Source organism: Kosakonia sp. S42, from assembly GCF_016624785.1.
GTDB classification, from domain to species: domain Bacteria; phylum Pseudomonadota; class Gammaproteobacteria; order Enterobacterales; family Enterobacteriaceae; genus Kosakonia; species Kosakonia cowanii.
In genome coordinates this window covers 153,069-179,057 of record NZ_JACVTW010000006.1, presented here as the reverse complement: position 1 = coordinate 179,057, position 25,989 = coordinate 153,069, and the positions used below count along the sequence as shown (strand labels likewise).

Below are 25,989 nucleotides of genomic sequence, written 5' to 3'. Positions count from 1 at the left end.
GCACCGTTAACCTGTAAGTTTTCTGAGTCGCGCCATTTTGCCACAAGCTGCCTGACGACGCCTACATCTGCGCGGTGAATACCGCATAAACGCACAAATGCGCCGTTTCAGCGAAACTGTCATTTTTCGGTTATGATTGTGTCACTTACGCACAAGGAGATGAGATGCTGTCTATTGCTAAGCGAACAACCGCCGGTGCGGCGATTTTATTAATTATGCCGCTGGCGGTCTGGATCTCCGGCTGGCACTGGGAGCCCGGGCAAAACCACTGGTGGCTGCGTGTGCTCTTCTGGATGACCGAAACGGTGACGCAGCCCTGGGGCATTATCACCCACGTTGTACTTTGTGCCTGGTTCCTGTGGTGCTTACGTTTTCGCCTGAAAGCCGCATTGATGCTCTTTGTGATCCTCGGCTGTGCGATTGTTGCCGGGCAGGGGGTGAAATCCTTCGTCAAAGGGCAGGTGCAGGAGCCACGTCCCTTCGTCTTATGGCTGGAAAAAGAGCACGCTGTCCCAACCGATCACTTCTACAGCCTGAAGCGCAAAGAGCGCGGCGCGCTGGTAAAAGAGCAGCTCGCCAGCCAGCATGATATTCCCGGGTTTTTACGCCACCACTGGCAAAAAGAGACCGGGTTTGCTTTCCCGTCCGGGCATACCATGTTCGCGGCAAGCTGGGCATTGCTTGGCGTCGGGCTGCTGTGGCCGCGCAGAAGGACATGGACTATCGTGATTCTGCTCGCCTGGGCGACGAGCGTGATGGGCAGCCGTCTGTTGCTCGGCATGCACTGGCCGCGCGATTTAGCGGTCGCGACGCTTATCTCCTGGATTCTGGTGACGCTGGCGACATGGCTGGCGCAGCGCATCTGCGGGCCGCTCACGCCGCCAGCGGAAGAGGTGCCGGAGATCGTCGAGCGTGACAGCGAGACTTGATTTCCATCATTTTGGCCGCAAATCAGAAATTAACATTATGCATCCCCATTTCGCGGCGGGCGCTAAAATGGTAGTTTATAAGGCTTGTGGCAGTCAGTTGCACATAAATTCATCGCACGAACCACATAACGGGATGTAATGTGAAATATTTACTCATTTTTCTACTGGTGTTAGCGATTTTTGTCGTGTCGATTACGCTTGGTGCGCAAAACGATCAGCAAGTCACGTTTAATTATCTCCTTGCACAGGGTGAATATCGCATCTCTACGCTGCTGGCCGTGCTGTTTGCTACCGGCTTCGCTATCGGCTGGCTGATTTGCGGTCTCTTCTGGTTACGCGTGCGTGTTTCTCTCGCCCGTGCAGAACGTAAAATCAAACGCCTCGAACAGCAGCTTACTCCCGCCGCGGATGTTCCGGTTACGTCCGGCACGCCGGCGGTGAAGGAATAATATTCTATGCTGGAGTTGCTGTTTCTGTTGTTGCCTGTCGCAGCGGCCTATGGCTGGTACATGGGGCGCAGAAATGCTCAACAAACTAAACAGGATGAGGCTAACCGGCTGTCGCGTGAATACGTTGCCGGGGTTAACCTTTTACTGAGCAATCAGCAGGATAAAGCGGTAGACCTCTTTCTCGATATGCTGAAAGAGGATACCGGCACGGTTGAGGCGCACCTTACTCTCGGGAATCTGTTCCGTTCGCGCGGCGAAGTTGACCGCGCTATCCGCATCCATCAAACCCTGATGGAGAGCGCCTCCCTCTCTTACGATCAGCGCCTGTTAGCGGTGCAGCAGCTTGGCCGCGATTATATGGCGGCCGGTATGTACGATCGCGCCGAAGATATGTTTAACCAACTGGTGGATGAGACCGATTTTCGCGTCAGCGCGCTGCAACAGCTGCTGCAGATCTACCAGGCGACCAGCGAATGGCAGAAAGCGATCGACGTCGCTGAACGCCTTGTGAAGCTTGGTAAAGATAAGCAGCGCGGTGAAATCGCCCACTTCTACTGCGAGCTCGCGCTGCAGCAGATGGGTAATGAGGACATGGATCGCGCCATGGCGCTGCTGAAGAAGGGCGCAGCAGCCGATCGCGACAGCGCGCGTGTCTCCATTATGATGGGGCGCGTCTTTATGGCCAGCGGCGATTACGCGAAAGCGGTAGATAGCCTGCTGAAGGTCATCGATCAGGATAAAGACCTGGTCAGCGAAACGCTGGAGATGCTGCAAACCTGCTATCTGCAGTTGGGTAAAACCGACGAGTGGGCCGCTTTCCTGCAGCGTTGCGTCGAAGAGAATACCGGTGCCGCTGCCGAGCTGATGCTGGCAGAGATCGTTGAGCGTCGTGAGGGGGCAGATGCCGCGCAGGGATACGTCACGCGCCAGCTACAGCGTCATCCGACTATGCGTGTGTTCCATAAACTGATGGACTACCACCTCAATGAAGCGGAAGAGGGGCGCGCGAAAGAGAGCCTGATGGTGCTGCGCGAGATGGTCGGCGAGCAGGTACGCAGCAAGCCGCGCTATCGCTGCCATAAATGCGGTTTTACGGCTTATACCATGTACTGGCACTGCCCATCCTGCCGCGCCTGGTCGACGGTTAAACCAATTCGCGGTCTCGACGGACAGTAATTTTTTTAAAAACATCTTTATTAGTTACAACATACTTAAGAGTTTTTTTCAGACGGTTTCATCAACTCCTGTGCAGTCAGCGCTTTGCAGGTAAGGGGAACTGTCATTTCGCTCGCGGCGCAGGTAGAATGCTGCCCGTTTATCCATTTTGCGCCTGAGCGGGTGCCCTCATTTCAGAAGGTCTGATCATGACGTCCACTGCTTTATCGACTTCCCGCGCGGTTACCGACTCTCCGGTCGTTGTCGCCCTCGATTACGCCAACCGCGACAGCGCCCTGGCTTTTGTAGACCGCATCGATCCGCGCGATTGCCGGCTGAAAGTGGGCAAAGAGATGTTCACGCTCTTCGGGCCACAATTCGTGCGTGAGTTACAGCAGCGCGGGTTCGATATCTTCCTCGACCTGAAATTTCACGACATCCCTAATACCACAGCGCATGCGGTAAAAGCGGCGGCCGATCTTGGCGTCTGGATGGTCAACGTCCACGCCTCGGGCGGCGCGCGCATGATGACCGCAGCCAAAGAGGCGCTGCTGCCATTTGGCGCAGATGCACCGCTGCTGATTGCGGTTACCGTGTTAACCAGCATGGAAGCGAGCGATTTGCAGGATATCGGCATTAACGCCACCCCTGCGGAGCATGCCGAACGCCTGGCGCGTCTCACTCAGCAGTGCGGGCTTGATGGCGTCGTCTGCTCGGCGCAGGAAGCGGTGCGTTTCAAAAGCGAGCTTGGTCAGTCATTTAAACTGGTCACGCCGGGGATTCGCCCGCAGGGTAGCGACGCAGGCGATCAGCGCCGGATTATGACGCCCGAGCAGGCGCTGCAGGCAGGCGTCGATTACATGGTGATTGGCCGCCCGGTTACGCAATCTGCCGATCCGGCGCAAACCCTGAAAGCAATCAACGCCTCGTTAGGCAAGGGGAGAGCATGAGCGATAACAACAGCCGTCTGGTCTACTCCACCGAAACCGGGCGTATTGATGAAGAGAAAGCAGCCGTAGAGCGCCCAAAAGGCGATGGCATTGTGCGCATCCAGCGCCAGACCAGCGGACGTAAAGGCAAAGGCGTCTGTTTAATCACCGGCATCGATCTTGATGACGAGGCGCTCACCAAACTGGCGGCCGAGCTGAAGAAAAAATGCGGTTGTGGCGGGGCGGTGAAAGAGGGCGTTATTGAGATTCAGGGTGATAAACGCGATCTGCTTAAATCACTGCTGGAAGCAAAAGGCATGAAAGTAAAACTTGCCGGTGGCTAAAAAAAGAAAGGCCGCGTGAATAACGCGGCCTTTTATTTACCTATTTTTTAAATCAGACCTGAAAGAAAGTAGATTTCTTGATATTTATTTGCCGTAGTACCGACTAATTATTTACCGACCTGATGGCCAATAATACCGCCGACTGCCGCGCCGCCCAGCGTGCCGAGCGTGCTGCCGTCTGTTAATACAGCACCACCAAGCGCACCCGCACCCGCGCCAATCGCGGTGTTACGAGAACGTTTATCCCAGTGACCACAAGCACTCAGAGACATTGCCAGGGTAACTGCCAGTACTGCCGCGGCCATTTTTTTACTTGTTAACATCATCATACTTTCTCCTGAATAATCGATTCACGGAACCAGAGGCTCTCTAAGTATAGTCTTAGAAATAATCTCAAATATCTTCCGTGAAACCTTGCTGCGCAGGGGTAATGCAATCACCTGAGTGATAATTACTCCCTGTTATATCGCTGATAATAATTTTACGCAGCGGCACGCAACAAACCAGGTAAAAACTCTTAATAAAATACTCAGAATCGTCTCAGAAAAGAGAGAGATAGCCCGTTTTCACGGGCAAAGGGATCAGGCGTTGGATGGAGTTTGGACAATATCGATAATTAACCCCGCCGCTTGAAGCTGGCGCTGTGCCTCGGCGGAAATGGCGTCATCTGTGATCACCCGCTGAAAGCGGTCAACCGGGCCAAGCGTGTAGGGGTGTACGACGCCGAATTTTGAGCTGTCCGTCAGCACAATCGCCTCGCTGCCTTTTTCCAGCACCGCGTTCACTACATCGGTACGCATCATGTCGCGCCCGGTAAAGCCCGTTTCCGGCTGCCAGCCGTCAATGCCGATAAAGGCTTTACTGAAATGGACCTGGGAAATGTACTGGCGCGTCAGCGGCCCCACCATGCTTTCGCTCTTTTTCTGGTAAATGCCTCCGAGTAAAATCACTTCGCACTGCGCCGATTTCAGCAGATGCGCGATATAGCTGCTGACCGTAATGATGGTGATGTCCCGCTGCTCGCCAAGCTTGCGGGCGAGGAGGGCGTTGCTGCTGCCGTTCTCAATAAACACCGTTTCACCGGCGCTGACCAGCGAGGCGGCAAAGTCAGCCAGCTCGCGCTTAACGGCATAGTTAGTCAGCATGCGCGTTTCGACGTCTTCGCTGTCGAGCGGCACGGCAAACCCGTGGGTGCGACGTAAATAGCTCTGCTTTTCCAGCGTATTCAGATCCTGGCGAATCGTCACTTCAGAAACGCCGGTCATACGAGCAAGATCGGCGACGCTCATCTGACCTTTGTCGATGACCGTTTGCAAAATAAGTTGTTGTCGGGAATTCATAGCCACACTTTTTATCTTTCGCGCGAATGTAAATCGCCACGACTGCGGTGGCATTCCCGGCTGCCGCGTCATGGCGAAAAGAGATTACTTAAATTTCCCAGGGCGTTTTCTGCGTGCCTGAGTGGGGGGGCTGGTCGCTGTTATCGAGATCCCGCAACTCCGTCTTCAGAATTTCCAGATTACGGATAGCGGACTGATAATCTCCGGCCACCAGAATATCAAGCACGGTATCGATCCGGGCGGCCAGCTGTTTTACATCGATCTCTGCCATACCTTCACCTTCATATCGAAAAACGAATAAATTCAATGATGCAGAAAAGCGTACAAAAAGAGAAGGGAAAAAAGCGCATCTCAACGGCTTCTCTGCATGAAGTATATATTCATCTCTCCGCCCGTGGTCGGTTCAGCGCGTGACGTAGTCTTTTCAGGCGCGCAACGCGCACTATCTGGAGGAATACGCAATGACGATAAGTAATCAACCGACCTGCAAACTCTTTACCGATGAACAACGTTTCACGCAACTCTCAGGTTTTTACGAAGAGGAGCGGCGCACCGTGTGGATGATGCTGCGCGCCAGGCCGCGTCCCTGCTTCAACCACCAACTGATTGAGGAGATCATGAACCTCTCCTGGCTGGTCAGGCAGAGCGGATTTGCCGTCGACTTCTGGGTCACCGGATCGCTGGTTCCCGGTATGTTCAACACCGGCGGCGATCTGCACTTTTTTGTCGAGTGCATCAAAAACGGGCGGCGAGAAGCGTTGCGCGCTTATGCCCGCGCTTGCGTTGACTGTGTGCATGCCGCTTCACGCGGTTTTGACACCGGCGCAATTTCGCTGGCGATGATCGAAGGCAGCGCGCTCGGCGGTGGGTTTGAAGCCGCGCTGGCGCACCATTTTGTGCTGGCGCAACGCGATGCGCGTCTCGGCTTCCCGGAGATCGCCTTTAACCTCTTTCCTGGCATGGGAGCCTACTCTTTGGTCGCCCGCCGTGCGGGGATGAAACTGGCTGAAGAGCTTATTTACAAAGGGGAGTCCCATTCGGCGGAGTGGTATGCGCCAAAAGGGCTGGTCGATATCGCGTTTGAAGAGGGGCAAGGCTTTATGGCCGTGCGTACCTTTATCGATACGCTACAATCGCGTCTGAATGGCGTGCGTGCCATGCTCAGAGCGCGTCAGCGCGTGCTGCAACTGCCACGCAGTGAGTTAATGGATATCACGGAAGATTGGGTAGATGCCGCCTTCTGCCTGCAAGCGAAAGATATCGCCTATATGGAGCGCCTGGTGCTGTTGCAAAACCGCCATACGGCGGTTGCGCTCAGTAAAGCCGGTTAACGCGCCTTGCGTGGCTGGTAGCGTGTAAACCAACGTTCAAACGCGGCAGCGGGCATCGGTCTGGCGAACAGAAACCCCTGCCGCTCATGGACGCCGTTGTCGGTCAAAAACGCATCCTCCTGTGCACTCTCCACCCCTTCGGCAATCACCTGCAGATTAAGCGCCGCCGCCACTGCGACAATGGCGCGCACCAGCGATTGCGAAATCGGCTGTTGATGAATATCGCGCACGAAACTCTGGTCGAGTTTGATGGCGTTAAGCGGAAAGCGCGCCAGTTGTGACAGTGAGGAGTAACCGGTACCAAAATCATCCAGATGCACCTGCGATCCCAACGCGCTGAACTGCTGGATCACCGAGAGCGCCAGCTCTTCGTTTTCGATTATGCAGCTTTCGGTCAATTCAACATCAATCGGACAGTCAGCAAAATGAAGCTCGCTGAGCGCCCGTTTCAGATCGCTAAAGATGGTCTGATCGGCCAGCTGTCGGGCAGAAACATTCACCGCCACGCGCAGATTAATCCCCTGGTCGCGCCATTTCGCCACTTGCCGTACCACATCCAGCATCACCCAGCGACCGAGCGGCACAATCAGGCCGGACTCTTCGGCGTAGGAGATAAAATCGATCGGTGGGATCAGCCCGCGCTCGGGCGACTGCCAGCGCACCAGCGCTTCGAGGCTGCGCACTTCGCCGTCGCGGTTCACTTTCGGCTGGTAGTGAATCACCAGTTGCTCTTTATCCAGCGCTTTGCGCAGATTGGTGTCGAGCCAAAGGTACTCAAACACCCGCTGGTTCATCTCGGCGCAAAACACGCAAAACTTGCCGCGACCGTTCTCTTTAGCGGTATACATCGCGGTATCGGCATTGCGGATCAGGTTTTCGCGATCGTTGCCATGTTCAGGGGCGAGGGCGATACCAATCGAGCAGCCGGAGTAGATCTCAATCAGCCCGATGCGGAACGGCGCGCGCAACCGGCACAAAATGCGCGAGGCCATCGCTTCCAGCGCCATTTGCGAGGTATTCGTCGCCAGCACGATAAACTCATCGCCGCCAAGACGCGCCAGCACCTGGCCCTCATCAAGACAGCCTAATATGGCCAGCGCAACGGCTTGCAACAGCTGGTCGCCAAACATATGCCCGTAGGCATCGTTCACTTTTTTAAAGTTATCGAGGTCGAGATAGACCACGCCGACCTGAGTGTCGCCGCGTGCGGCAATCGCATCGCTGATGCGATCCTGGATAGCGTTGCGATTGGGTAAACCGGTAACGGTATCGGTATTCGCCAGCACCCGCAGCCGCTCCTGGGCGTGGCGCTCCTCGGTAATGTCGGTGCCGGAGCAGATAAGGTAAACCTCGTTTTTGCCGCTGCCGCTGTGCACAAATTTATTGCGGAAGATAAACAGCCGCTGGCCTTTGCGCGTCTTTACCCAGCGCTCCACTTCATAAGAAGATCCATCGCGGAAAAACTGGGTGATGTTGCGCTTTGAGGCCGCCGCTTCACTGCGGCTCATAAACAGCTTAAAGACGTTTTGCCCAATCACTTCGTGCTCTTTCAGGCCGGTGTACTCTTCGCTGAGGCGGTTAAAACGCTGAATGTTGCCCAGCCGGTCGAGGATCACAATCACTGAATTGGCTTCCGACACCACCTGCTCAGCAAAGGAGAGCCCCTGCACCAGATCGCGAGCGACAGCCTGGGTATCGTCCCATGCCGATGCGCTACCCGCCCAGGCGCTACGGGTAATTTTGCGCCCGACAAGGTGAACCGTCACCTCTTCGCCAAACAGGGTGAGGGGCATGGTCAGGCTGGAGGTGATCACCGTCATCGCGCGGATCTGCGCCGCCTGCTCATCGGTCAGCGCCACCACCTGCGTCGTATCGGCATGCTCTTCAGGGGCGAAATGCAGGGCGTTGCTGTCAGCCGTAAGCCGCCAGTAAGGACTGTGTGAACCCAGATAGCGAAACAGCACGCTCTGTTCCTGCGTCTCTCTCATGCGTTCTCCCAACCTACCCGCCACAGGACGGGCACCTGTTGATGACCGACAACCGCCATTAATGACAGGGCGGTTCTCCGTTAACGTATTGTTTTTATAGGAGTGTTGAGTAAAGCGTTACCTGGTGTGGAAAAGCAGAGACGGCTGCCGCACGCAAATGTGGACGGTAAACAAACCGCTGCATGATGAGAAGTGTGGTCGGTTTTCGCTATTTGTGGGAGGGAAAGTGCTTAAAAATGCGCGATATATTGCTTGAAAAGCGCTCCCTCCCGGACGGGAAGGAGCGTAGAAGCGTTACATCACCGGACGGGCGATCACGCTGCGGGTTTCCATCCGCACTTCGGCGATGGTGACATCAATGACATCCGTCACTTTGAACACCACTTCGCCTTTGATCTGCACGGTACCGCTCTCCTGGCTGCACACCAGCTCATCACGCACGGCATGAATGAACGGAGCCGGGATAAAGGCGACCGCACCGTTATCCACCAGGCGAACGCGCATGCCGCCGCGGCTGACATCGATAATCTCTGCCGCGAAGCGGGTGTCGGTGCCGGCTTTGTTTTGCAGGAAACGGGCATAAAGCCAGTCGCCGACATCGCGCTCGGCCATACGGTTCAGGCGACGACGCTCCGCCATCTGCACGGTAGTCTCATCCTGCGGACGCACCGGCGTTTCACCTTTGATGATCGCTTTCAGCAGGCGGTGGTTGACCATATCGCCATACTTACGGATCGGTGAGGTCCAGGTCGCGTAAGCGTCGAGCCCCAGGCCAAAGTGCGGGCCTGGATTGATGCTGATTTCGGCGAAAGACTGGAAGCGGCGAATGCGGCTGTCGAGGAAGCCGGAAGGCTGCGCGTCGAGTTCACGGCGCAGTTTGCAGAAGCCTTCCAGCGTCAGCACTTCTTCAGCCTTCACTTCAACACCGTGGGTTTTCAGCATCGCCACCAGCTGCTCGCTGTTCGCCGGGTCGAAACCTAAATGGACGTTGTAGATACCAAAGCCCAGCTTGTCGCGCAGCACGCGCGCGGCGCAGATGTTGGCGGCAATCATCGACTCTTCAACGATGCGGTTGGCAATGCGGCGCGGCTCGGCAACGATATCCAGCACTTCGCCTTTTTCGCCCAGCACAAAGCGGTAATCCGGGCGGTCTTTAAACACCAGCGCATGGGTCTGACGCCACTGGCCGCGCAAATCGCAGGCGCGTTTCAGCAGGCGGATCTGCGAGGCGATGGCGTCATTAACCGGCTGCCACTCGCCGCGGTTTTCCAGCCAGTCAGAGACATCGTCATAGGCCAGTTTGGCTTTTGATTCGATGGTGGCGGCGAAAAATTCAATGTTCTCTTCGATCGTGCCGTCGCTGTCCAGCGTCATGCGGCAGACCAGCGCCGGACGCACTTCGTTCGCGCGCAGGGAGCAGAGATCGTCAGAGAGTTCGCGCGGCAGCATCGGAATGTTGAAGCCCGGCAGGTAGTTGGTGAAGGCGCGAATTTTCGCCGCATCGTCAAGCTTGCTACCTTCGGCAATCCACGCGGTAGGATCGGCAATCGCCACGGTCAGCTGCAGCTTGCCATCCGCCAGCTCTTCGGCGTAAAGCGCATCATCCATATCTTCGGTGCTGGCGCTGTCGATGGTGACGAAATCAAGCGCGGTCAGATCGACACGCTGCAGGCCATCATCGAGCATCTCTGTTGCCACGCCGTTTGGCGCCTCTTTTTCGAGGTTATGACGGGCAAGCGTTACCCACCACGGCACGAAGTGGTCATCGGAGAAGGTGATAAATTGCGTGAGTTCCGCGTAGAAGCCGCGGTCGCCCTTCAACGGGTGACGGCGCATCTCGGCGACCGCCCAGTCACCCTCTTTAAAATCATGCTCCACGCCGCGCGCGGCGCGACAGGGGATGGAGTCTTTGAGTAAAGGATGATCCGGCACAATCGACAGGCGGTCATCTTTTTTGTGCACTTTGCCCACGAAACGGGTCAGAAAAGGCTCGACCAGCGTTTCCGGCTCCGCGCTTTCGCGCTCTTTTTCCGTGTGAATAACGGCAACAATCCGATCGCCGTGCATCACTTTTTTCATCTGCGGCGGCGGGATGAAATAGCTTTTTTGAGCATCGACTTCCAGAAATCCGAAGCCTTTCTCGGTGCCTTTAACAACACCTTCTGCACGCGGTGTCTGAGAGTGGAGCTGCTGTTTAAGCTGCGCGAGCAGCGGGTTATCCTGGAGCATAATCATCTATTTTCGTGGCTAAAAGAGCGGCTGACAGTTTTACGCGATTCCGCCTGTTGCAGCAAGCGCTGTTTCAGCAAAATCTCCTGCGCGCCGCCCGGTTTATAGCCTTACGCCGCAGGCTCGCCGAGAGCGATCTTCAGCCGGTTGATCCAGCCGCACAGGGCACAGCACAGCAGCAGGCTGAATGCGGCCTGAGGGCTAAAACCCGCATCTGAGAGTGCTGCAAGCTGAGCGGGGCTGAATCTGTCCGGCGCGCAGGTCAGCACCTGCACCGCTTGCACCAGCGCGCGCTCTTTATCGTTATCCGCCAGAAAGGCGCTGAGGGTAGGTTCGCCCTGGCGCAGCGCTTCCCGCAATCCGGCAGCGTGAACGCCGCGCTGCAGCCGTTCAGCAAAACAGCCGGTGCTGCCGTTGATGCGCGCGGTTGAGGCTCCGACCAGCCAGCCCAGCGTTTTATTCGGCGTAATGGCGTTCACCTGCTGGCAAATCTCGCCCAGCTCGTTAAGCAGCAGATGCTCGTGCGCCAGTAGCGGCGCAAGCTGGCGCAGCTCGGGGAGGGGTTGCCAGTGGGCAAGGGAGCCCATCTGCGCGGCGTTTGAAACTCGTGGGTCAACCCCCTCAATCGCCGGTTGCCAGCCCGCGTTTTCATCGGCAAACAGGCTGGCGTCGGCGGGCGGCTGCGTCTCCATGCCGGGAATATAGCGCACCGGTTGTCCCAGCAGCGCCTGCAAAATGGCGAGCACCCGCGCCTGGAAGGCGATAAACCCGACAATCTGATTGAAAAGCACAATATCGAACAGCGTCAGGCCCACCTCTTCGAGCTGCTGGCGGGCCCGGGTATCAATCACCGACGGCGAAGCGGCAAGCTGACGCGCATATTGCGTAATTTGCGCCAGCCGGCAGTTGCTCTCGCGCGATGAGTCGGGTGCCGCCAGAGGAGCGAGCCGTGCGGCGTAGTGGTTACACAAACGTTGGACGCCAAACACCTGCGCCACGGTGAGCGCCGTGCTGAGCCGATCGTAGGCGCTGAAGGTGCGCAGCCGCGTCGTCTGTACACGCTGCGGAAAGAGCAGGGCATAGAGTTTGCGTGCGGGCGCGGCAATGGCCTCGACATCGCCATACAGATCATCCGGCACAGTGAGGTCGAGCAGAAAGGGGTCATTAACGGTAGCGGCTTCGGGAACCAACGGTAGCGCGTGTACCCGGCTGGCGCTTGACTGGGTCTCATGATACCAGTGGCTTTTGCCTGCAATCCGGCGTTGTTCCATGGTCGTTCCTTGGTCTCAAAGTGGCGATCCGGGGACGACGTCAGGTCTTAGCTTGCCGGATCGGTGGTGCTGCTTAATCCTGGCGTAAGGGGGAGGCGGGATAAAAGATTGTTAGGTGATAACAAATATCAGAAAGGCATAAAAAAACGCCCCTTCGGCAGAAGGGGCATTGGGGAATTATTTGATTTCCAGCTCGTTCATCGCAGCGATGTTGAAACCGCCGTCGACGTGAACCACTTCACCGGAGATACCGGCAGAGAGGTCAGAGCAGAGGAACGCCGCAGAGTTGCCGACGTCTTCGATGGTCACGGTGCGACGGATCGGGGTGACCGCTTCGCAGTGTGCCAGCATTTTACGGAAGTCTTTAATACCGGAAGCCGCCAGGGTGCGGATCGGACCGGCGGAGATGCCGTTGACGCGCACGCCTTCCGGACCCATCGCGTTCGCCATATAGCGCACGTTCGCTTCCAGAGAGGCTTTCGCCAGACCCATCACGTTGTAGTTCGGGATAGCGCGCTCTGCGCCCAGGTAGGAGAGAGTCAGCAGCGCGGAGCCCGGGTTCAGCATTTCGCGGCAGGCTTTAGCCATTGCCACAAAGCTGTAGGAGCTGATGTCGTGAGCGATTTTGAAGCCTTCACGGGTTACGGCGTTAACATAGTCGCCGTCCAGCTGATCGCCCGGTGCGAAACCGATGGAGTGCACGAAGCCGTCAAATTTTGGCCAGACTTTCGCCAGGTCAGTAAACAGGGCGTCGATGCTCTCATCTTGCGCCACATCACACTCCAGCACGATGCTGGAACCCAGCTGGGCGGCAAACTCTTCAACACGGCCTTTCAGCTTGTCGTTCTGGTAGGTGAACGCCAGCTCTGCACCTTCGCGATGCATAGCCTGCGCGATGCCGTATGCGATGGAGAGTTTGCTGGCTACGCCAGTCACCAGAATGCGCTTACCGGAAAGAAAACCCATAGCTTTAATCCTTATATTCATTGTTGTGGCGCTCGCGGCTCTGTTGGGGCGAGCGTCGTTAAAACGCGGCGATTCTATCATGAGTCGCCGTCTCCGTTAATCCGACCACTGAAAGGTTTGTCTCAGCGGTCTTTTCGCCAGGCGTCGGCGGTTAATGCTTCGCCAAAGTGGCCGGCAATTAAGCGTTTCGTGAGATCGTGCAGCGGCGAGGCGAGCACATCGGCGGTGCTGCCGCGCTCCACCACTTCCCCCTGATGCATCACCAGCACCTGATCGCTGATATGTTTCATCATGCCGATATGCTGGGTGACATAGATATAAGAGATACCCTGTTTCTCCTGTAATTCCAGCATCAGGTTGATTAACTGCGAACGCATCGACATATCGAGCGAGGCCAGCGCTTCATCGGCAATAATCACTTTCGGGCGCAGGATCAGTGCACGCGCCAGCCCAAGGCGCTGTTTCTGCCCCGGTGCCAGCATGTGCGGATAGTAGCTGACATGATCCGGCAGCAGGCCGACCATGCGCAGGGTTTCCAGAATACGTTTACGTCGCGCTTCCGGCTCGAGGTCAGTGTTGAGGCGCAGAGGGAAATCGAGGATCTGCGACAAGCGCTGGCGCGGGTTAAGCGAGGTGGTCGGATCCTGAAAAATCATGCGGATATGCTGGCTGCGGAAGGTGTAATCGCCGTAATGCAGCGGCTTATCGTCAATCACCAGTTCACCGGCGGTAGGGGCAATCATTCCCGCCAGCATTTTCGCCAGCGTCGATTTTCCGGAGCCGTTCTCGCCAATAATCGCCAGCGTCTGCCGTTCACGCAGGGTAAAGCTGAGCGGCTTGACCGCTTCCACGGTCTGGCGGCGGAACCAGCCGGTGCGGTAGCGGAAGGTTTTGCTCAGGTTGCGCACTTCAAGCAAGGTTTCAACCATCTCACTCACTCTCCATATTCAGCGGGAAATGGCAGGCAAACAGGTGATTACGCGGTCCTGCAAGCCGCGGCGTTTCAATACATTTGCGCTGAGCATAGGGGCAGCGCGGCCCGAGGCGGCAGCCAATCGGCAGCTGCTCAAGCAGCGGAATCGCGCCTGGCAGCGTATTCAGGCGGCTTTTATGCGGCATCGCGCTGCCAAAATCGGGAATCGCGCGGATCAGCGCCTGGGTATAGGGGTGATGCGGCGTGGCGATCAGATCTTCGCTCGGCGCAGTCTCAACCGTCTGCCCGCAGTACATCACATTGATACGATCGGCCCATTTGCTCAGCATCTGCAAATCATGGCTGATCAAAATGATGGTCGTGTTGTTGTTCTGATTCAGCCGGTCGAGCAGGCGGAAAATCTGCGCCTGGGTGGTCGGCTCCATGGCGTTGGTCGGCTCATCAGCAATCAGCAGACGCGGCTGGTTGGCCAAGGCAATGGCGATCATCACTTTCTGGCATTCGCCTTCCGTGAGCTCGTAAGGGAAACTGCGCATCGCATCTTTATGATCTTTAATGCCGACGCGGTGCAGCAGCTCAATCGCCCGGCGTTTGCGCCAGCCCATGCGCTGCCACCACTTGCCTTTAAAGGTCCAGCGCGGGATGTTTTGCATCAGCTGCTTGCCGACCCGCTCGGAGGGATCGAGACAGGATTGCGGCTCCTGAAAAATCATCGACACGTTGTGGCCTAGCAGCTTGCGCCGCTCGCGCGCCGAGAGGCGCATCAGGTCGATATCATCAAAGCGCATACGGTCTGCCGTGACGCGCCAGTTATCTTTGGTAACGCCACAGATGGCTTTCGCAATCAGGCTCTTACCAGATCCTGATTCACCCACCAGCCCGCGAATCTCGCCCTCAGCGAGGGTCAGGCTGACGCGGTCGACCGCTTTTACCCATTCAGAACCGGTTTTGACTTCAATGGTCAGGTTACGGATATCAAGAAGCGGCATTACTCCACCCCCGCAGTGATGGCGCGACGGATGCCGTCACCCAGCACGTTAACCAGCAGCACGCTCACCATAATCGCCGCGCCCGGCAGCATCACCGTCCACGGTGCAACATAAATCAGCTCCAGCGCATCGCCCAGCATCGCGCCCCATTCTGGCGAGGGGAGCTGCGCGCCGAGATCGAGAAAGCCCAGCGCGGCAATATCAAGGATCGCCATCGACAGCGCACGGGTAATCTCCGTCACCATACCGGCAGTGATATTCGGCAGAATCGCGTACCACAAAATATTCATCGTCGACGCGCCATCAAGACGGGCGGCGACAACATACTCTTTCTCCAGCTCGTCATGCACCAGGCTGTAGACCGAGCGCACCATGCGCGGCAGCAGCGCCAGCCAGACGGCAAACATCGCATGGGAGAGATGCGGGCCGACAAAGGCGACGACAATAATCGCCAGCAGCAGCGTTGGCAGCGAAAGCAGGGTATCAAGAATATGGTTCAGCACCGCCGAGCGCAGGCCGTGCGTTGCCCCGGCGAAAACGCCGAGCAGCAGCCCGCACACCGTAGCGGCGAGCGTAACCAGAAAGGCGCCACCAACGGTAGGCGCCGCGCCGCTCAGCAGGCGGCTTAACACATCGCGGCCGAGATCGTCGGTGCCGAGGAAAAACGACACATCGCCATAGCGCGACCACGACGGCGGCAGCAGCTGGTAGCCGAGAAATTGCTGGTCGATGCCGTAAGGGGCGAACCAGTGACCGAACAGGCAGAGCAGCGCCAGCGCGCCGCAGCCATAGAGGCCGATCATCGCGGTGGGATCGCCATAAAAGTGGCGCCACGCGGTACGCAGCGCGCCGGGCGCACGTTTTTCGCTGTAGACGCTATCGTAAGGCATACCATTCCTTATGTTTTAACGGGTTCGCCAGCGCGCCGAGAATATCGGAGAGCACATTGACGATAATCACTAATGAACCGATAACCATCACGCCGGCGGAGATCGCAGCATAATCCTGCTGGCGGATAGCGTTGATCAGCCAGCGGCCCAGCCCCGGCCAGCTAAAGACCACTTCAGTGATCATCGCCAGCGTCAGCATGGTGGAGAATTGCAGCCCCAGACGCGGGATCACCGGCGGCAGGGCATTGTGCAGCACATGGCGGCGCAGAATGGTAAAGCGGGACAAACCGCGCGTCGCCGCCGCTTTAATGTAGTTTTTCTCAAAGACCTCAATGGTGCTGATACGCATCAGGCGGATCACTTCGGTGGTCGGTGCCACCGCCAGCGTCACCACCGGCAGGATGACGTGGCGCAGGGCGCTCATCAGCATCTCATCGCGCCACGGCGAGTCAGAAATCCAGGCATCAATCAGCGAAAAACCGGTCACGGTTTTCACTTCATACAGCAGATCAAAACGCCCGGAGACCGGCAGCCAGCCGAGATTGAGAGAGAAGAAGAGGGTGAGCAGCAGCGCCAGCCAGAAGACCGGAATGGAGAAGCCGAGCAGCGCCACGGCGCTGATGGCTTTATCCTGCCAGCGGCCGCGCATCACGCCTGCCAACATCCCCACCGGAATACCGACCAGTAACGCCGAGCCAAAGGCGAGGATACAGAGCTCCATGGTCGCCGGGAAAACTTCCTGCAACTGCTCGGAGATCAGCTGTCCGTTAATGCTTGAGACGCCAAAATCCCAGTGCAGCAGGCCGTTAAACCAGAAGATCCACGCATTCCACAGCGTCGCGCCCTGCAAGGGGGCATGGGGGGTAAAGTAGCTCAGGCTGAAGCCAACAAAGGTCAGTAAAAAGAGGGTGACCAGCAGCAGCAGCAAACGACGCAAAGTAAAAATAATCACGGCGACACCTCTTTTTTATCCCGCGACACGCCAGCGAAAGAGGCGCTGCCAAACGGGCTCAGCACCAGGCCTTTAATATCGTACCGGTATGCCTGCAAGCGCAGGGAGGAGGCGAGCGGCAGCACCGGCAGTTCGCGGGCGAGGATCTGCTGGGCTTCATCATACTCATCGATGCGCGACGCCAGTTGCTGCGAGGCGAGCGCTTTTTGCAGCACCTCATCAAACTCGCGCTGGCACCAGTGGGCAAAGTTGGTTTGCGAATCAATCGCCGCGCAGCTTAACAGCGGGCGGAAGAAGCTGTCCGGATCGTTACTGTCCGTCGCCCAGCCGGTGAGCGTCAAGTCATGGTTCATATCCATCAGGCGCGCCTCCTGGAAGCGCCCCTCAACCGGCACAATCACCACTTTTACACCCACCTGCGCCATATCTGCCTGAATCAGTTCGGCGGTTTTCAGCGGGCTGGGGTTCCAGGGCTGCGAGCTGGTTGGCACCCACAGTTGCAGGGTGAGGTTCTCCAGCCCCAGCGCTTTCAGGCGCTCGCGCGCCTGTTTCGGGTCATATTCGGTAATTTTGGCATCGTTATCGTACGCCCACGACGCGCGGGGCAGGATCGACGCTGCGGTCTCTGCCGTGCCGTAGTAAATCGACTGCATCAGGCGCTGGTTATTGATCGACAGGGCTAACGCGTGGCGCACCGCCGGGTTATTAAGCGGCGGTTTGTTGGTGTTAAACGCCAGGTAAGCGATGTTCATCCCCGGGCGCAGGGTTAAACGCAGCCGCGGGTCGTCACGCAAAATGGTCAGCTGGCTGGCAGCAGGCCACGCCAGCACATCGCACTCGCCGGTGAGCAGTTTCGATAAACGTCCGGTGCCGCCAGAGCCGAGATCAACAACCACTTGTTGCATCAACGGTTTGCCAAGCCAGAACTTTTCGTGACGTTGTAACCGAACGTACTGCCCGGCGCGATACTCATCCAGCTGGAATGGCCCGGTGCCGACCGGCTGGCGGTCAATCAGCTCCTGATGGTCGGTTTTTTGCAACTGCGCGGCGTACTCTGCCGACATCACCGAAGCATAGTGGGTGGCGAGGTGCCATAAGAAGGAGGCATCCGGCTTTTTCAGGCGAAACTCGACGGTGCGGTTATCCAGCTTGCGCACGCTCTCCACCGAGTCGGCGAATTGCAGGCTGTCGAAATAGGGGAAACTGTCGCCATTGACGTTATGCCACGGATGGTGGCGATCGAAAATGCGCTGGAAGGTAAAGACTACATCGTCAGCATTCAGCGTGCGGGTGGGGGTGAACCACGCGGTATGCTGGAAATTGACGCCGCTGCGCAGGCGAAAACGGTAGGTCGCGCCGTTATCCAGCACCTCCCAGCTCTCCGCCAGCTCCGGCACCAGACGATAAGTATAAGGGTCAACATCCAGCAGGCGGCTATAAAGCTGCGCAGCGAGGGTGTCGACAATCAGCCCGCTGCTCGCTTTCTGCGGGTTAAAGGTATTAACCTGGCCATTCACGCAATAGACAAAGCCGCTTTCGCGGATATCTGACGTGGCCGCAGGCGCAGCCTGAGCCGTACCGGTCGCCAGCAGTGTGGTGAAAAGCAGGGAAGAGAAAACCAGACGCATGATTTTTTCAACGGTTTTAAAGTAATGGGCAAAGTGTATCGCACTTACCTGGGCTACGTACAAATGTCTGCGGACAACTGCTGTTATTGTCGACGATTTCAGCGTATTTGATGCTTTTTCAGCAGGGCGCGTAGCTGGTGATAGGTTAAACCAAGCCGCTCTGCCGCCCGTTTCTGATTAAATTCTGCTTGTTGCAGGCTCTGCTCGAGCAGGCTTTTCTCCTGATCGAGCTGAAACTGACGCAGATCCAGCGGCAGCCCCGGCAGCGAAGTTGCGCTGTTTCCTTGCCCCGGCGCTGGCGCTTTCTCACTCACGTCGCGGCGGAAAGGGTCGAGGATAATGGTGTCCAGTGGCGTGTCGCTGCTGCCGTGACGGTAGACGGATCGCTCCACCACGTTTTTCAGCTCGCGGATGTTTCCCGGCCAGCCATAGTTCATAAGCACGTCGCGGGCATGCTCGGTAAAACCCGGGAAAAGCGGCAGATGCAGTTCGCGGCACATCTGGATGGCGAAATGGTCAGCCATTAGCATGATGTCACTTTGGCGTTGGCGCAGCGGCGGTAACAGCACCACATCAAACGCCAGCCGGTCGAGCAGGTCGGCGCGAAACGTTCCTTCCTGCACCATCTGCGGCAGATCGGCGTTGGTGGCGCACACCAGCCGCACATTAACCTGTAACGGCTGGCTGCCGCCGACACGCTCCAGCTCGCCATACTCAATCACTCGCAGCAGTTTCTCCTGCACCAGCATCGGCGCAGTCGCCAGCTCATCCAGGAACAGCGTACCGCCGTCGGCGCGCTCAAAGCGGCCAGGGTGGCGCTTCTGCGCACCGGTAAAGGCGCCCGCCTCATGACCAAACAGTTCGCTGTCGAGCAGGTTTTCATTCAGCGCCGCGCAGTTTAAGGAGATAAAAGGCCCCTGCCAGCGCGAGGAGAGGTAGTGCAGGCGGTTGGCAATCAGCTCTTTACCGGTGCCGCGCTCGCCGATAATCAGCACTGGTTTATCGATCGGTGCAAGGCGGGAAACTTGTTCCAGCACCTCAATAAAGCTGTTGGCTTCGCCAAGAAGGTTATCTTTCTGTTCTGCCATGATGAAATTCGCCACAAGTTGGTCTCTTTAACCACTCTAGTCTAAGTTATGGTTAAGGTAAAATCATTCATTCCCTTTATAATCAATCAGATGAAAAGTTGGCACGGAGATTGTATTAATCAGGCAGCAGGGCTCAGCCCGATAACAGAAATCAAGAGGATTAGATTATGGGTATTTTTTCTCGTTTTGCCGACATCGTGAACGCCAACATCAACTCGCTGCTGGAGAAAGCGGAAGATCCGCAAAAACTGGTCCGCCTGATGATTCAGGAGATGGAAGATACGCTGGTTGAAGTGCGCTCCACCTCTGCACGTGCGCTGGCTGAAAAGAAACAGTTAACGCGCCGTATTGAGCAGGCGAGCGCGCAGCAGGCTGAATGGCAGGAAAAAGCCGAACTGGCGCTGCGTAAAGAGAAAGAGGATCTGGCGCGTGCGGCGCTGATCGAAAAACAGAAAGTGACCACGCTTATCGAGACGCTGGAGCAGGAAGTGACGCTGGTTGACGAAAGCCTGGCGCGTATGAAGAAAGAGGTTGGCGAGCTGGAGAACAAACTGAGCGAAACCCGTGCCCGCCAGCAGGCGCTGACCCTGCGTCACCAGGCGGCAAGCTCATCGCGCGATGTTCGCCGTCAGCTCGACAGCGGCAAAATGGATGAAGCGATGGCACGCTTTGAGTCCTTCGAGCGTCGTATCGACCAGATGGAAGCCGAAGCGGAAAGCCACGGTTTTGGTAAGCAAAAACCGCTGGATCAGCAGTTTGCCGATCTGCAGGCAGATGATGAAATCAGCGAGCAACTGGCGCAACTGAAAGCCAGAATGAAACAGGACAACCAATAATAACGAGCGGCGGCATCAGAAGATGCCGCTGGCATCCCTGTAAGGAGTACACATGAGCACGCTTTTTCTGGCTATACCCCTGACGTTATTCATTCTGTTTGTTTTACCGGTCTGGTTATGGCTGCACTACAACAACCGCGCTTCACGCGGTGCGCTTAACCAGAACGAGCAGCAACGTTTGCTGCAGCTGACGGATGAAGCAACGCGCATGCGCGAACGCATTCAGGCGCTGGAAGATATTCTGGATGCAGAACATCCAAACTGGAGAGATCGCTGATGGCTACCCTCAATCTGAATAAAAAATTATGGCGTATTCCGCAGCGCGGTAAGCTCGGCGGCGTCTGCGCCGGTATCGCGGAATATCTCGATATTCAGGTCAGACTGGTGCGTATCGTCACCGTGCTGGCGATGCTGTTTGGCCTCTTTTTCTTTGTCGTCGTGGCCTATATCGCGCTCTATTTTGCGCTTGATCCGCTGCCGGATAACTACACTGAAGGTGAGGTGCCCGCCAGCAACAGCGAGTTGCTGGATGCGGTAGATGCGCAGCTGGCCGCCGGCGAGAGCCGTTTGCGCCAGATGGAGCGTTATGTCACATCCGATACGTTCTCGCTGCGTAGCCGTTTTCGTCAGCTTTAAGAGGTGAATATGAATCGACACTGGCAACAGATTAACCGCAATGTCAAACCCGGCCTGAAGCTGGTCGGCAAACTGATGTTGCTGACCGCACTGCGCGTTGGACCTGCGGGCGTGGCGGGCTGGGCGGTAAAATCCGTTGCCCGTCGACCCTTGAAAATGGTGCTGGCATTCGCACTTGAGCCGCTTCTCAAGCGCGCGGCGAACAAGCTCTCCCGCCGCTTTGATAACAAGCCTGTTACGCGCAAGCGTTGACAACTGCGTCGCCGCCCATATCTCATAGTGAGCAGGACTCTTCTGGATTTAAGGGCGCATACGCATGGCGATGGAACGATTACGAAACGAATTCAACTCGCTGGTCAACCGCGGGATGGACAAGCATCTCCGTCTCGCGGTGACCGGCCTTAGCCGCAGCGGTAAAACCGCGTTTATTACCGCGCTGGTTAATCAACTTCTCTCCATTCACACGGGCGCGCGCCTGCCGCTGTTCAGCGCGGTGCGCGAAGAGCGCTTACTCGGCGTTAAACGCGTTCCCCAGCGTGATTTCGGTATTCCCCGTTTTACCTACGATGAAGGGCTGGCCCAGCTTTACGGCTCGCCGCCGGTATGGCCAACCCCGACGCGCGGCGTGAGTGAAATCCGCCTCGCGCTGCGCTTTCGCTCCCGCGATTCGCTGTTACGTCACTTTAAAGAGACTTCCACACTCTATCTGGAAATTGTCGATTACCCCGGCGAATGGCTGCTCGATCTGCCGATGCTGGCGCAGGATTACCTGAGCTGGTCGCGGCAGATGACCGGCCTGCTTACCGGGCAGCGTCAGGCGTGGTCTGAGAAGTGGCGCGCGCTCTGCGCCGGGCTCGATCCGCTCGCGCCCGCCGATGAGAACCGGCTGGCGGAGATCGCCGCCGCCTGGACTGAGTACCTTCATCAGTGCAAGCGCGAAGGGCTGCACTTTATCCAGCCGGGGCGATTTGTGCTGCCGGGCGATATGGCAGGTGCACCGGCATTGCAGTTTTTCCCGTGGCCGGATGTTGACGGCACCGGCGAAGCGAAGCTGGCGCAAGCCGACAGGCACACCAACGCCGGGATGCTGCGTGAACGCTATCAGTACTATTGCGACCACGTAGTAAAAGGCTTTTATAAAAACCACTTCCTGAAATTTGACCGCCAGATCGTGCTGGTTGACTGCCTGCAACCGCTCAACAACGGCCCGCAGGCCTTTAACGATATGCGCCTCGCGCTTACTCAGTTGATGCAGAGTTTCCACTACGGCCAGCGGACGCTGTTTCGCCGTCTCTTTTCGCCGGTGATCGATAAGCTGCTCTTTGCCGCCACCAAGGCGGATCACATCACCGTCGATCAGCACGCCAATATGGTGTCGCTCCTGCAACAGCTGATTCAGGACGCGTGGCAAAACGCCGCCTTTGAAGGCATCAGCATGGATTGCATGGGGCTGGCTTCCATTCAGGCGACGCAGAGCGGCCTGATTGAGGTTAACGGCGAGACGATTCCGGCGTTACGCGGTCACCGATTAAGCGACGGTTCGCCGCTCACCTTCTACCCGGGCGAAGTGCCGGCGCGCTTGCCGGGGCAGGCATTCTGGGAGAAGCAGGGCTTCAATTTCGAGGCGTTTCGCCCGCAGGTGATGGATGTCGATTCGCCGCTGCCGCACATCCGGCTGGATGCCGCGCTGGAGTTTTTACTGGGAGATAAATTGCGATGACCGAGCCGCTAAAACCGCGTATCGATTTCACCGGGCCGCTGGAGACGCCAGCACAGGAGCAGTTTAAACAGGCGCAGCGCTTTGACGCTCTCGCCGCCGAGAAGTTTGCGCCAGTCGCCGTTGAGGAGCTGCCCGAAGAGGGGCAGGCGGAAGCGGTGGTTGAAGCCGCGCTGCGCCCGAAGCGCACGTTATGGCGCAAAATGGTCACCGCCGGGCTGGCGCTGGCAGGCATTACCGTGATTGGTCAGGGCGTGCAGTGGGCGATGAATGCCTGGCAGACCCAGGACTGGGTAGCCCTTGGCGGCTGCGCGGCGGGGACGCTGATCGTCGGCGCAGGTGTCGGATCGATTGCCAGCGAGTGGCGGCGGCTATGGCGTTTACGTCAGCGGGCGCACGAGCGCGATGAAGCCCGCGAACTGTTGCAGAGCCACGGCACCGGCAAAGGGCGCGCCTTTTGCGAAAAACTGGCGCAGCAGGCGGGGCTGGATAAGTCTCATCCCGCCTTGCAGCGCTGGTACGCGGCGATCCATGAAACCCAGAGCGACCGCGAAATCGTTACGCTCTACGCTCACCTGGTGCAGCCGGTGCTGGATGCGCAGGCGCGGCGTGAAATAAGCCGCTCGGCGGCGGAATCGACGCTGATGATCGCCGTCAGCCCGCTGGCGATGGTCGATATGGCGTTTATCGCCTGGCGCAATCTGCGCTTAATTAACCGCATCGCCGCGCTCAATGGTATTGAGCTGGGTTATTACAGCCGCCTGCGTCTTTTTCGCCTGGTGCTGCTGAATATGGCTTTTGCCGGAGCCAGCGAACTGGTGCGCGAAGTGGGGATGGACTGGATGTCGCAGGATCTTGCCGCGCGTCTCTCAGCGCGCGCAGCGCAGGGGATCGGTGCCGGTCTGCTTACCGCGCGCCTCGGTATTAAAGCGATGGAGCTTTGCCGTCCGCTGCCGTGGATCGATGGTGACAAACCCCGGCTGGGCGATTTCCGCCGTCAGCTGATCACTCAGGTCAAAGAGACGCTACAGAAAGGCAAATCTTCCGGCACAGCCGGTTAGAAAGCAGGCGCTGCGCGCTTATCTTTACGCCGCCGCGCCGCTTTTTTCCGCAGGCTGTCAATATTTGTTGACAGACATCTTCCTGCCGACCGTTAAGTGGCATATCATCCTTTCATTACGTGAATGAATAAGGGTGAAGGTTCCCATGCGTCTTGAAGTTTTTTGTGAGGACCGGCTTGGTCTGACACGCGAATTACTTGATCTGCTGGTGCTGCGCGGTATCGATCTGCGCGGCATTGAGATCGATCCCATCGGGCGTATCTACCTCAATTTCGCCGCGCTCGACTTTAACAGCTTCAGCAGCCTGATGGCGGAGATCCGCCGTATTCAGGGCGTCACCGACGTCCGCACCGTGCTGTGGATGCCCTCCGAGCGCGAACACCGCGCGATGAGCGCGCTGCTTGAAGCGCTGCCGGAACCGGTGCTGTCGCTCGACATGAAGTGCAAAATCGAGCTGGCGAATGCCGCCAGCGCGCAGCTGTTTGGGCAACAGCCGGATAAGCTGCTCAACCATAATGCGGCTCAATTAATCACCGGTTTCAACTTCCAGCGCTGGCTGGAGGGCAATCCGCAGCATTCGCATAACGAACATGTAGTGATTGGCGGGCAAAACTTCCTGATGGAGATCACGCCGGTGCACCTGGAAGGGGAAACCGGCGAGGCGGTGCTGACCGGCGCGGTAGTGATGCTGCGCTCGACGGCGCGGATGGGCCGCCAGCTGCAAAATATCACCCAGCAGGATGTCAGCGCGTTCAGCCAGATTGTCGCTGTCAGCCCGAAAATGCGTCACGTTATTGAGCAGGCGCGCAAGCTGGCAACCCTCACCGCGCCGCTGCTGATTACCGGCGATACCGGCACCGGGAAAGATCTGCTGGCGCATGCCTGTCATCTTTCCAGCCCGCGCGCGGCAAAACCCTATCTGGCGCTGAACTGCGCCTCGATTCCTGAAGAGTCTGTCGAAAGCGAGCTGTTTGGCCATGCGCCGGAAGGCAAAAAGGGCTTTTTCGAGCAGGCGAACGGCGGTTCGGTGCTGCTGGATGAGATTGGCGAAATGTCGCCGCGTATGCAGGTGAAACTGCTGCGTTTCCTTAATGATGGTACTTTCCGTCGCGTTGGCGAAGATCACGAAGTGCATGTGGATGTGCGGGTCATCTGCGCCACGCAGCGTAACCTCGTCGAGCTGGTGCAGAAGGGGCTGTTCCGCGAAGATCTCTACTATCGCCTGAACGTGCTGACCCTCAATCTGCCGCCGCTGCGCGATCGCCCGCAGGATATCGTGCCGCTGACCGAACTGTTTGTTGCGCGCTTTGCCGATGAACAGGGTCTGCCCCGGCCGAAACTCGCCCACGATTTGACGCAACTGCTTAGCCGCTATAAATGGCCGGGCAACGTGCGCCAGTTGAAAAACGCCATCTATCGCGCCTTAACCCAGCTGGAGGGGTATGAACTGCGCGCGCAGGATATCCAGCTGCCGGATTACGATGCGGCCACCGTGCCGGTCGGGGATGATGCGATGGAGGGATCGCTGGATGATATCACCAGCCGCTTTGAGCGTTCGGTGTTAACCCAGCTCTATCGAAATTACCCCAGTACGCGCAAGCTGGCGAAGCGCTTAGGCGTCTCGCATACGGCGATTGCTAACAAGCTGCGGGAGTATGGCTTAAGCCAGAAGAAGAGCGACGAGTAACGTTGTTGCGATAAAAAAGGCCGGATAGCGGTAAGCGCTTATCCGGCCTGTTTCATTCCAGACGCGATTAGCCTTTCAGCACGTCCAGTGCAGCGGTGTAATCCGGCTCGTTGGTGATCTCATTCACCAGCTCGCTGAAGATGACCGTATCGTTCTCATCAAGCACCACGACCGCACGTGCAGCCAGGCCTTTCAGCGCGCCGTCGGCGATACCGACGCCATAGTTGTCGAGGAAATCTGCACCGCGCAGGGTGGAGAGGGTGATAACGTTGCTCAGGCCTTCCGCACCGCAGAAGCGGGACTGGGCAAACGGCAGATCGGCAGAGATGCACAGTACAACGGTGTTGTTCACCTCTGTCGCCAGCTGATTGAATTTGCGCACGGAAGCGGCGCAAACACCGGTATCGATGCTCGGGAAAATGTTCAGCACTTTGCGCTTACCGGCGAACTGGCTCAGCGCAACATCGGAAAGATCTTTAGCGACAAGCGTGAACGGCTGCGCTTTTGCGCCAACCTGCGGAATAGCGCCAGCAACGGGAACCGGGTTGCCCTGAAAATGAACGAGTTGCGACATAATAGCTTCCTGTTTACATATAGTTAACGTCGGCGCTAGTTTATGCCATCGTCCGAGACCACGGCA

The 25,989-nt window shown here is 57.4% G+C and carries 27 protein-coding genes; 13 read left to right on the top strand and 14 right to left on the bottom strand.

Features of this window, described 5'->3' with window-relative positions:
* Window positions 1-164 precede the first annotated feature (164 nt).
* The 5 genes from pgpB (at window position 165) to yciH (ending at window position 3,806) form a co-directional block, all read left to right on the top strand.
* Complete coding sequence (gene pgpB / locus IAE50_RS10550) at window positions 165-929, top strand: phosphatidylglycerophosphatase B (protein ID WP_054803443.1); 765 nt, start codon at window positions 165-167, stop codon at window positions 927-929.
* 140 nt (window positions 930-1,069) lie between these two features.
* Complete coding sequence (locus tag IAE50_RS10545) at window positions 1,070-1,378, top strand: LapA family protein (protein ID WP_200133611.1); 309 nt, start codon at window positions 1,070-1,072, stop codon at window positions 1,376-1,378.
* Window positions 1,379-1,384: 6 nt separating this feature from the next.
* The gene (lapB, locus tag IAE50_RS10540) at window positions 1,385-2,554 is read left to right on the top strand and encodes a lipopolysaccharide assembly protein LapB (RefSeq protein ID WP_094419792.1); all 1,170 of its coding nucleotides are present in this window, start codon (window positions 1,385-1,387) and stop codon (window positions 2,552-2,554) included.
* Window positions 2,555-2,742: 188 nt separating this feature from the next.
* On the top strand, window positions 2,743-3,483 hold the full coding sequence (gene pyrF / locus IAE50_RS10535) for an orotidine-5'-phosphate decarboxylase (protein WP_200133610.1): 741 nt from the start codon (window positions 2,743-2,745) through the stop codon (window positions 3,481-3,483).
* Window positions 3,480-3,806: a stress response translation initiation inhibitor YciH gene (gene yciH / locus IAE50_RS10530; RefSeq protein ID WP_200133609.1), complete on the top strand. Its 327-nt coding sequence runs from the start codon at window positions 3,480-3,482 to the stop codon at window positions 3,804-3,806. Before pyrF ends, yciH begins: the two co-directional genes overlap by 4 nt.
* A 107-nt stretch (window positions 3,807-3,913) precedes the next feature.
* On the opposite strand, the gene osmB is transcribed toward yciH, so the two are convergent.
* The 3 genes from osmB to IAE50_RS10515 form a co-directional block, all read right to left on the bottom strand.
* On the bottom strand, window positions 3,914-4,132 hold the full coding sequence (gene osmB, locus IAE50_RS10525; protein ID WP_034812242.1) for an osmotically-inducible lipoprotein OsmB: 219 nt from the start codon (window positions 4,130-4,132) through the stop codon (window positions 3,914-3,916).
* Window positions 4,133-4,387: 255 nt separating this feature from the next.
* Window positions 4,388-5,146 (bottom strand): DNA-binding transcriptional regulator YciT, encoded by a 759-nt coding sequence (locus tag IAE50_RS10520; protein ID WP_200133608.1) that lies wholly within the window; start codon window positions 5,144-5,146, stop codon window positions 4,388-4,390.
* A gap of 88 nt (window positions 5,147-5,234) precedes the next feature.
* Window positions 5,235-5,417 carry a hypothetical protein gene (locus tag IAE50_RS10515; protein ID WP_042715404.1) on the bottom strand — a complete coding sequence of 61 codons (183 nt, stop codon included), beginning with the start codon at window positions 5,415-5,417 and terminating at the stop codon, window positions 5,235-5,237.
* A 190-nt stretch (window positions 5,418-5,607) separates the two neighbouring features.
* Here IAE50_RS10515 and IAE50_RS10510 point away from each other — a divergent pair, with 190 nt between their 5' ends.
* Complete coding sequence (locus tag IAE50_RS10510; RefSeq protein ID WP_200580224.1) at window positions 5,608-6,477, top strand: crotonase/enoyl-CoA hydratase family protein; 870 nt, start codon at window positions 5,608-5,610, stop codon at window positions 6,475-6,477.
* Here the strand turns inward: IAE50_RS10510 and pdeR are convergent.
* From pdeR to pspF, 10 genes are all read right to left on the bottom strand, one after another.
* On the bottom strand, window positions 6,474-8,465 hold the full coding sequence (gene pdeR / locus IAE50_RS10505; protein ID WP_200580223.1) for a cyclic di-GMP phosphodiesterase: 1,992 nt from the start codon (window positions 8,463-8,465) through the stop codon (window positions 6,474-6,476). The two genes, IAE50_RS10510 and pdeR, sit on opposite strands and share 4 nt — an antisense overlap.
* A gap of 294 nt (window positions 8,466-8,759) precedes the next feature.
* The gene (locus tag IAE50_RS10500) at window positions 8,760-10,694 is read right to left on the bottom strand and encodes an exoribonuclease II (RefSeq protein WP_200580246.1); all 1,935 of its coding nucleotides are present in this window, start codon (window positions 10,692-10,694) and stop codon (window positions 8,760-8,762) included.
* 110 nt (window positions 10,695-10,804) lie between these two features.
* Entirely contained in the window at window positions 10,805-11,965 is a 1,161-nt protein-coding gene (locus IAE50_RS10495) for a carboxymuconolactone decarboxylase family protein (RefSeq protein WP_200580222.1), read from the bottom strand.
* Window positions 11,966-12,142: 177 nt separating this feature from the next.
* A complete protein-coding gene (gene fabI / locus IAE50_RS10490; protein ID WP_023478625.1) occupies window positions 12,143-12,931 on the bottom strand; it encodes an enoyl-ACP reductase FabI in 789 nt (262 codons plus the stop codon).
* A gap of 122 nt (window positions 12,932-13,053) precedes the next feature.
* On the bottom strand, window positions 13,054-13,860 hold the full coding sequence (sapF, locus tag IAE50_RS10485) for a peptide ABC transporter ATP-binding protein SapF (protein ID WP_023478701.1): 807 nt from the start codon (window positions 13,858-13,860) through the stop codon (window positions 13,054-13,056).
* Window position 13,861: 1 nt separating this feature from the next.
* Complete coding sequence (sapD, locus tag IAE50_RS10480) at window positions 13,862-14,854, bottom strand: putrescine export ABC transporter ATP-binding protein SapD (RefSeq protein WP_094419800.1); 993 nt, start codon at window positions 14,852-14,854, stop codon at window positions 13,862-13,864.
* Complete coding sequence (gene sapC / locus IAE50_RS10475) at window positions 14,854-15,744, bottom strand: putrescine export ABC transporter permease SapC (protein ID WP_023478710.1); 891 nt, start codon at window positions 15,742-15,744, stop codon at window positions 14,854-14,856. The genes sapD and sapC overlap by 1 nt, the downstream gene beginning before the upstream one ends.
* Window positions 15,731-16,696 (bottom strand): putrescine export ABC transporter permease SapB, encoded by a 966-nt coding sequence (sapB, locus tag IAE50_RS10470; RefSeq protein WP_054803435.1) that lies wholly within the window; start codon window positions 16,694-16,696, stop codon window positions 15,731-15,733. Before sapB ends, sapC begins: the two co-directional genes overlap by 14 nt.
* Entirely contained in the window at window positions 16,693-18,324 is a 1,632-nt protein-coding gene (gene sapA, locus IAE50_RS10465; protein ID WP_200580221.1) for an ABC transporter substrate-binding protein SapA, read from the bottom strand. The genes sapB and sapA overlap by 4 nt, the downstream gene beginning before the upstream one ends.
* A 98-nt stretch (window positions 18,325-18,422) precedes the next feature.
* Complete coding sequence (pspF, locus tag IAE50_RS10460) at window positions 18,423-19,412, bottom strand: phage shock protein operon transcriptional activator (protein WP_200580245.1); 990 nt, start codon at window positions 19,410-19,412, stop codon at window positions 18,423-18,425.
* 167 nt (window positions 19,413-19,579) lie between these two features.
* Here pspF and pspA point away from each other — a divergent pair, with 167 nt between their 5' ends.
* From pspA to tyrR, 7 genes are all read left to right on the top strand, one after another.
* Complete coding sequence (gene pspA, locus IAE50_RS10455; RefSeq protein WP_042714795.1) at window positions 19,580-20,248, top strand: phage shock protein PspA; 669 nt, start codon at window positions 19,580-19,582, stop codon at window positions 20,246-20,248.
* Between the two features lie 52 nt (window positions 20,249-20,300).
* Window positions 20,301-20,525: an envelope stress response membrane protein PspB gene (gene pspB, locus IAE50_RS10450; protein ID WP_023478697.1), complete on the top strand. Its 225-nt coding sequence runs from the start codon at window positions 20,301-20,303 to the stop codon at window positions 20,523-20,525.
* Complete coding sequence (gene pspC / locus IAE50_RS10445) at window positions 20,525-20,884, top strand: envelope stress response membrane protein PspC (RefSeq protein WP_094419804.1); 360 nt, start codon at window positions 20,525-20,527, stop codon at window positions 20,882-20,884. The genes pspB and pspC overlap by 1 nt, the downstream gene beginning before the upstream one ends.
* A gap of 9 nt (window positions 20,885-20,893) precedes the next feature.
* On the top strand, window positions 20,894-21,136 hold the full coding sequence (gene pspD / locus IAE50_RS10440; protein ID WP_094419805.1) for a phage shock protein PspD: 243 nt from the start codon (window positions 20,894-20,896) through the stop codon (window positions 21,134-21,136).
* 70 nt (window positions 21,137-21,206) lie between these two features.
* Window positions 21,207-22,604, top strand: a complete 1,398-nt coding sequence (locus tag IAE50_RS10435) for a YcjX family protein (RefSeq protein WP_200133636.1) — start codon at window positions 21,207-21,209, stop codon at window positions 22,602-22,604.
* On the top strand, window positions 22,601-23,662 hold the full coding sequence (locus IAE50_RS10430) for a TIGR01620 family protein (RefSeq protein WP_200133600.1): 1,062 nt from the start codon (window positions 22,601-22,603) through the stop codon (window positions 23,660-23,662). The genes IAE50_RS10435 and IAE50_RS10430 overlap by 4 nt, the downstream gene beginning before the upstream one ends.
* Window positions 23,663-23,807: 145 nt before the next feature.
* Window positions 23,808-25,349 (top strand): transcriptional regulator TyrR, encoded by a 1,542-nt coding sequence (tyrR, locus tag IAE50_RS10425; RefSeq protein ID WP_200580220.1) that lies wholly within the window; start codon window positions 23,808-23,810, stop codon window positions 25,347-25,349.
* A gap of 67 nt (window positions 25,350-25,416) precedes the next feature.
* Here tyrR and tpx read toward each other — a convergent pair whose 3' ends face one another.
* Window positions 25,417-25,923, bottom strand: a complete 507-nt coding sequence (gene tpx / locus IAE50_RS10420) for a thiol peroxidase (protein WP_023478815.1) — start codon at window positions 25,921-25,923, stop codon at window positions 25,417-25,419.
* Window positions 25,924-25,989 lie beyond the last annotated feature (66 nt).

Excerpts from the sequence above, each read along its gene's own strand:
- fabI (WP_023478625.1), bottom strand. The coding sequence starts at position 12,931 with ATGGGTTTTCTTTCCGGTAAGCGCATTCTGGTGACTGGCGTAGCCAGC.
- lapB (WP_094419792.1), top strand. The coding sequence starts at position 1,385 with ATGCTGGAGTTGCTGTTTCTGTTGTTGCCTGTCGCAGCGGCCTATGGC.
- pspC (WP_094419804.1), top strand. The coding sequence starts at position 20,525 with ATGGCTACCCTCAATCTGAATAAAAAATTATGGCGTATTCCGCAGCGC.
- IAE50_RS10500 (WP_200580246.1), bottom strand. The coding sequence starts at position 10,694 with ATGCTCCAGGATAACCCGCTGCTCGCGCAGCTTAAACAGCAGCTCCAC.
- IAE50_RS10515 (WP_042715404.1), bottom strand. The coding sequence starts at position 5,417 with ATGGCAGAGATCGATGTAAAACAGCTGGCCGCCCGGATCGATACCGTG.
- sapA (WP_200580221.1), bottom strand. The coding sequence starts at position 18,324 with ATGCGTCTGGTTTTCTCTTCCCTGCTTTTCACCACACTGCTGGCGACC.
- pgpB (WP_054803443.1), top strand. The coding sequence starts at position 165 with ATGCTGTCTATTGCTAAGCGAACAACCGCCGGTGCGGCGATTTTATTA.
- yciH (WP_200133609.1), top strand. The coding sequence starts at position 3,480 with ATGAGCGATAACAACAGCCGTCTGGTCTACTCCACCGAAACCGGGCGT.
- IAE50_RS10435 (WP_200133636.1), top strand. The coding sequence starts at position 21,207 with ATGGAACGATTACGAAACGAATTCAACTCGCTGGTCAACCGCGGGATG.
- tyrR (WP_200580220.1), top strand. The coding sequence starts at position 23,808 with ATGCGTCTTGAAGTTTTTTGTGAGGACCGGCTTGGTCTGACACGCGAA.
- sapC (WP_023478710.1), bottom strand. The coding sequence starts at position 15,744 with ATGCCTTACGATAGCGTCTACAGCGAAAAACGTGCGCCCGGCGCGCTG.
- pspA (WP_042714795.1), top strand. The coding sequence starts at position 19,580 with ATGGGTATTTTTTCTCGTTTTGCCGACATCGTGAACGCCAACATCAAC.
- pyrF (WP_200133610.1), top strand. The coding sequence starts at position 2,743 with ATGACGTCCACTGCTTTATCGACTTCCCGCGCGGTTACCGACTCTCCG.
- IAE50_RS10495 (WP_200580222.1), bottom strand. The coding sequence starts at position 11,965 with ATGGAACAACGCCGGATTGCAGGCAAAAGCCACTGGTATCATGAGACC.
- pspB (WP_023478697.1), top strand. The coding sequence starts at position 20,301 with ATGAGCACGCTTTTTCTGGCTATACCCCTGACGTTATTCATTCTGTTT.
- osmB (WP_034812242.1), bottom strand. The coding sequence starts at position 4,132 with ATGATGTTAACAAGTAAAAAAATGGCCGCGGCAGTACTGGCAGTTACC.
- IAE50_RS10520 (WP_200133608.1), bottom strand. The coding sequence starts at position 5,146 with ATGAATTCCCGACAACAACTTATTTTGCAAACGGTCATCGACAAAGGT.
- IAE50_RS10510 (WP_200580224.1), top strand. The coding sequence starts at position 5,608 with ATGACGATAAGTAATCAACCGACCTGCAAACTCTTTACCGATGAACAA.
- pspF (WP_200580245.1), bottom strand. The coding sequence starts at position 19,412 with ATGGCAGAACAGAAAGATAACCTTCTTGGCGAAGCCAACAGCTTTATT.
- pspD (WP_094419805.1), top strand. The coding sequence starts at position 20,894 with ATGAATCGACACTGGCAACAGATTAACCGCAATGTCAAACCCGGCCTG.
- sapD (WP_094419800.1), bottom strand. The coding sequence starts at position 14,854 with ATGCCGCTTCTTGATATCCGTAACCTGACCATTGAAGTCAAAACCGGT.
- IAE50_RS10430 (WP_200133600.1), top strand. The coding sequence starts at position 22,601 with ATGACCGAGCCGCTAAAACCGCGTATCGATTTCACCGGGCCGCTGGAG.
- pdeR (WP_200580223.1), bottom strand. The coding sequence starts at position 8,465 with ATGAGAGAGACGCAGGAACAGAGCGTGCTGTTTCGCTATCTGGGTTCA.
- sapF (WP_023478701.1), bottom strand. The coding sequence starts at position 13,860 with ATGGTTGAAACCTTGCTTGAAGTGCGCAACCTGAGCAAAACCTTCCGC.
- tpx (WP_023478815.1), bottom strand. The coding sequence starts at position 25,923 with ATGTCGCAACTCGTTCATTTTCAGGGCAACCCGGTTCCCGTTGCTGGC.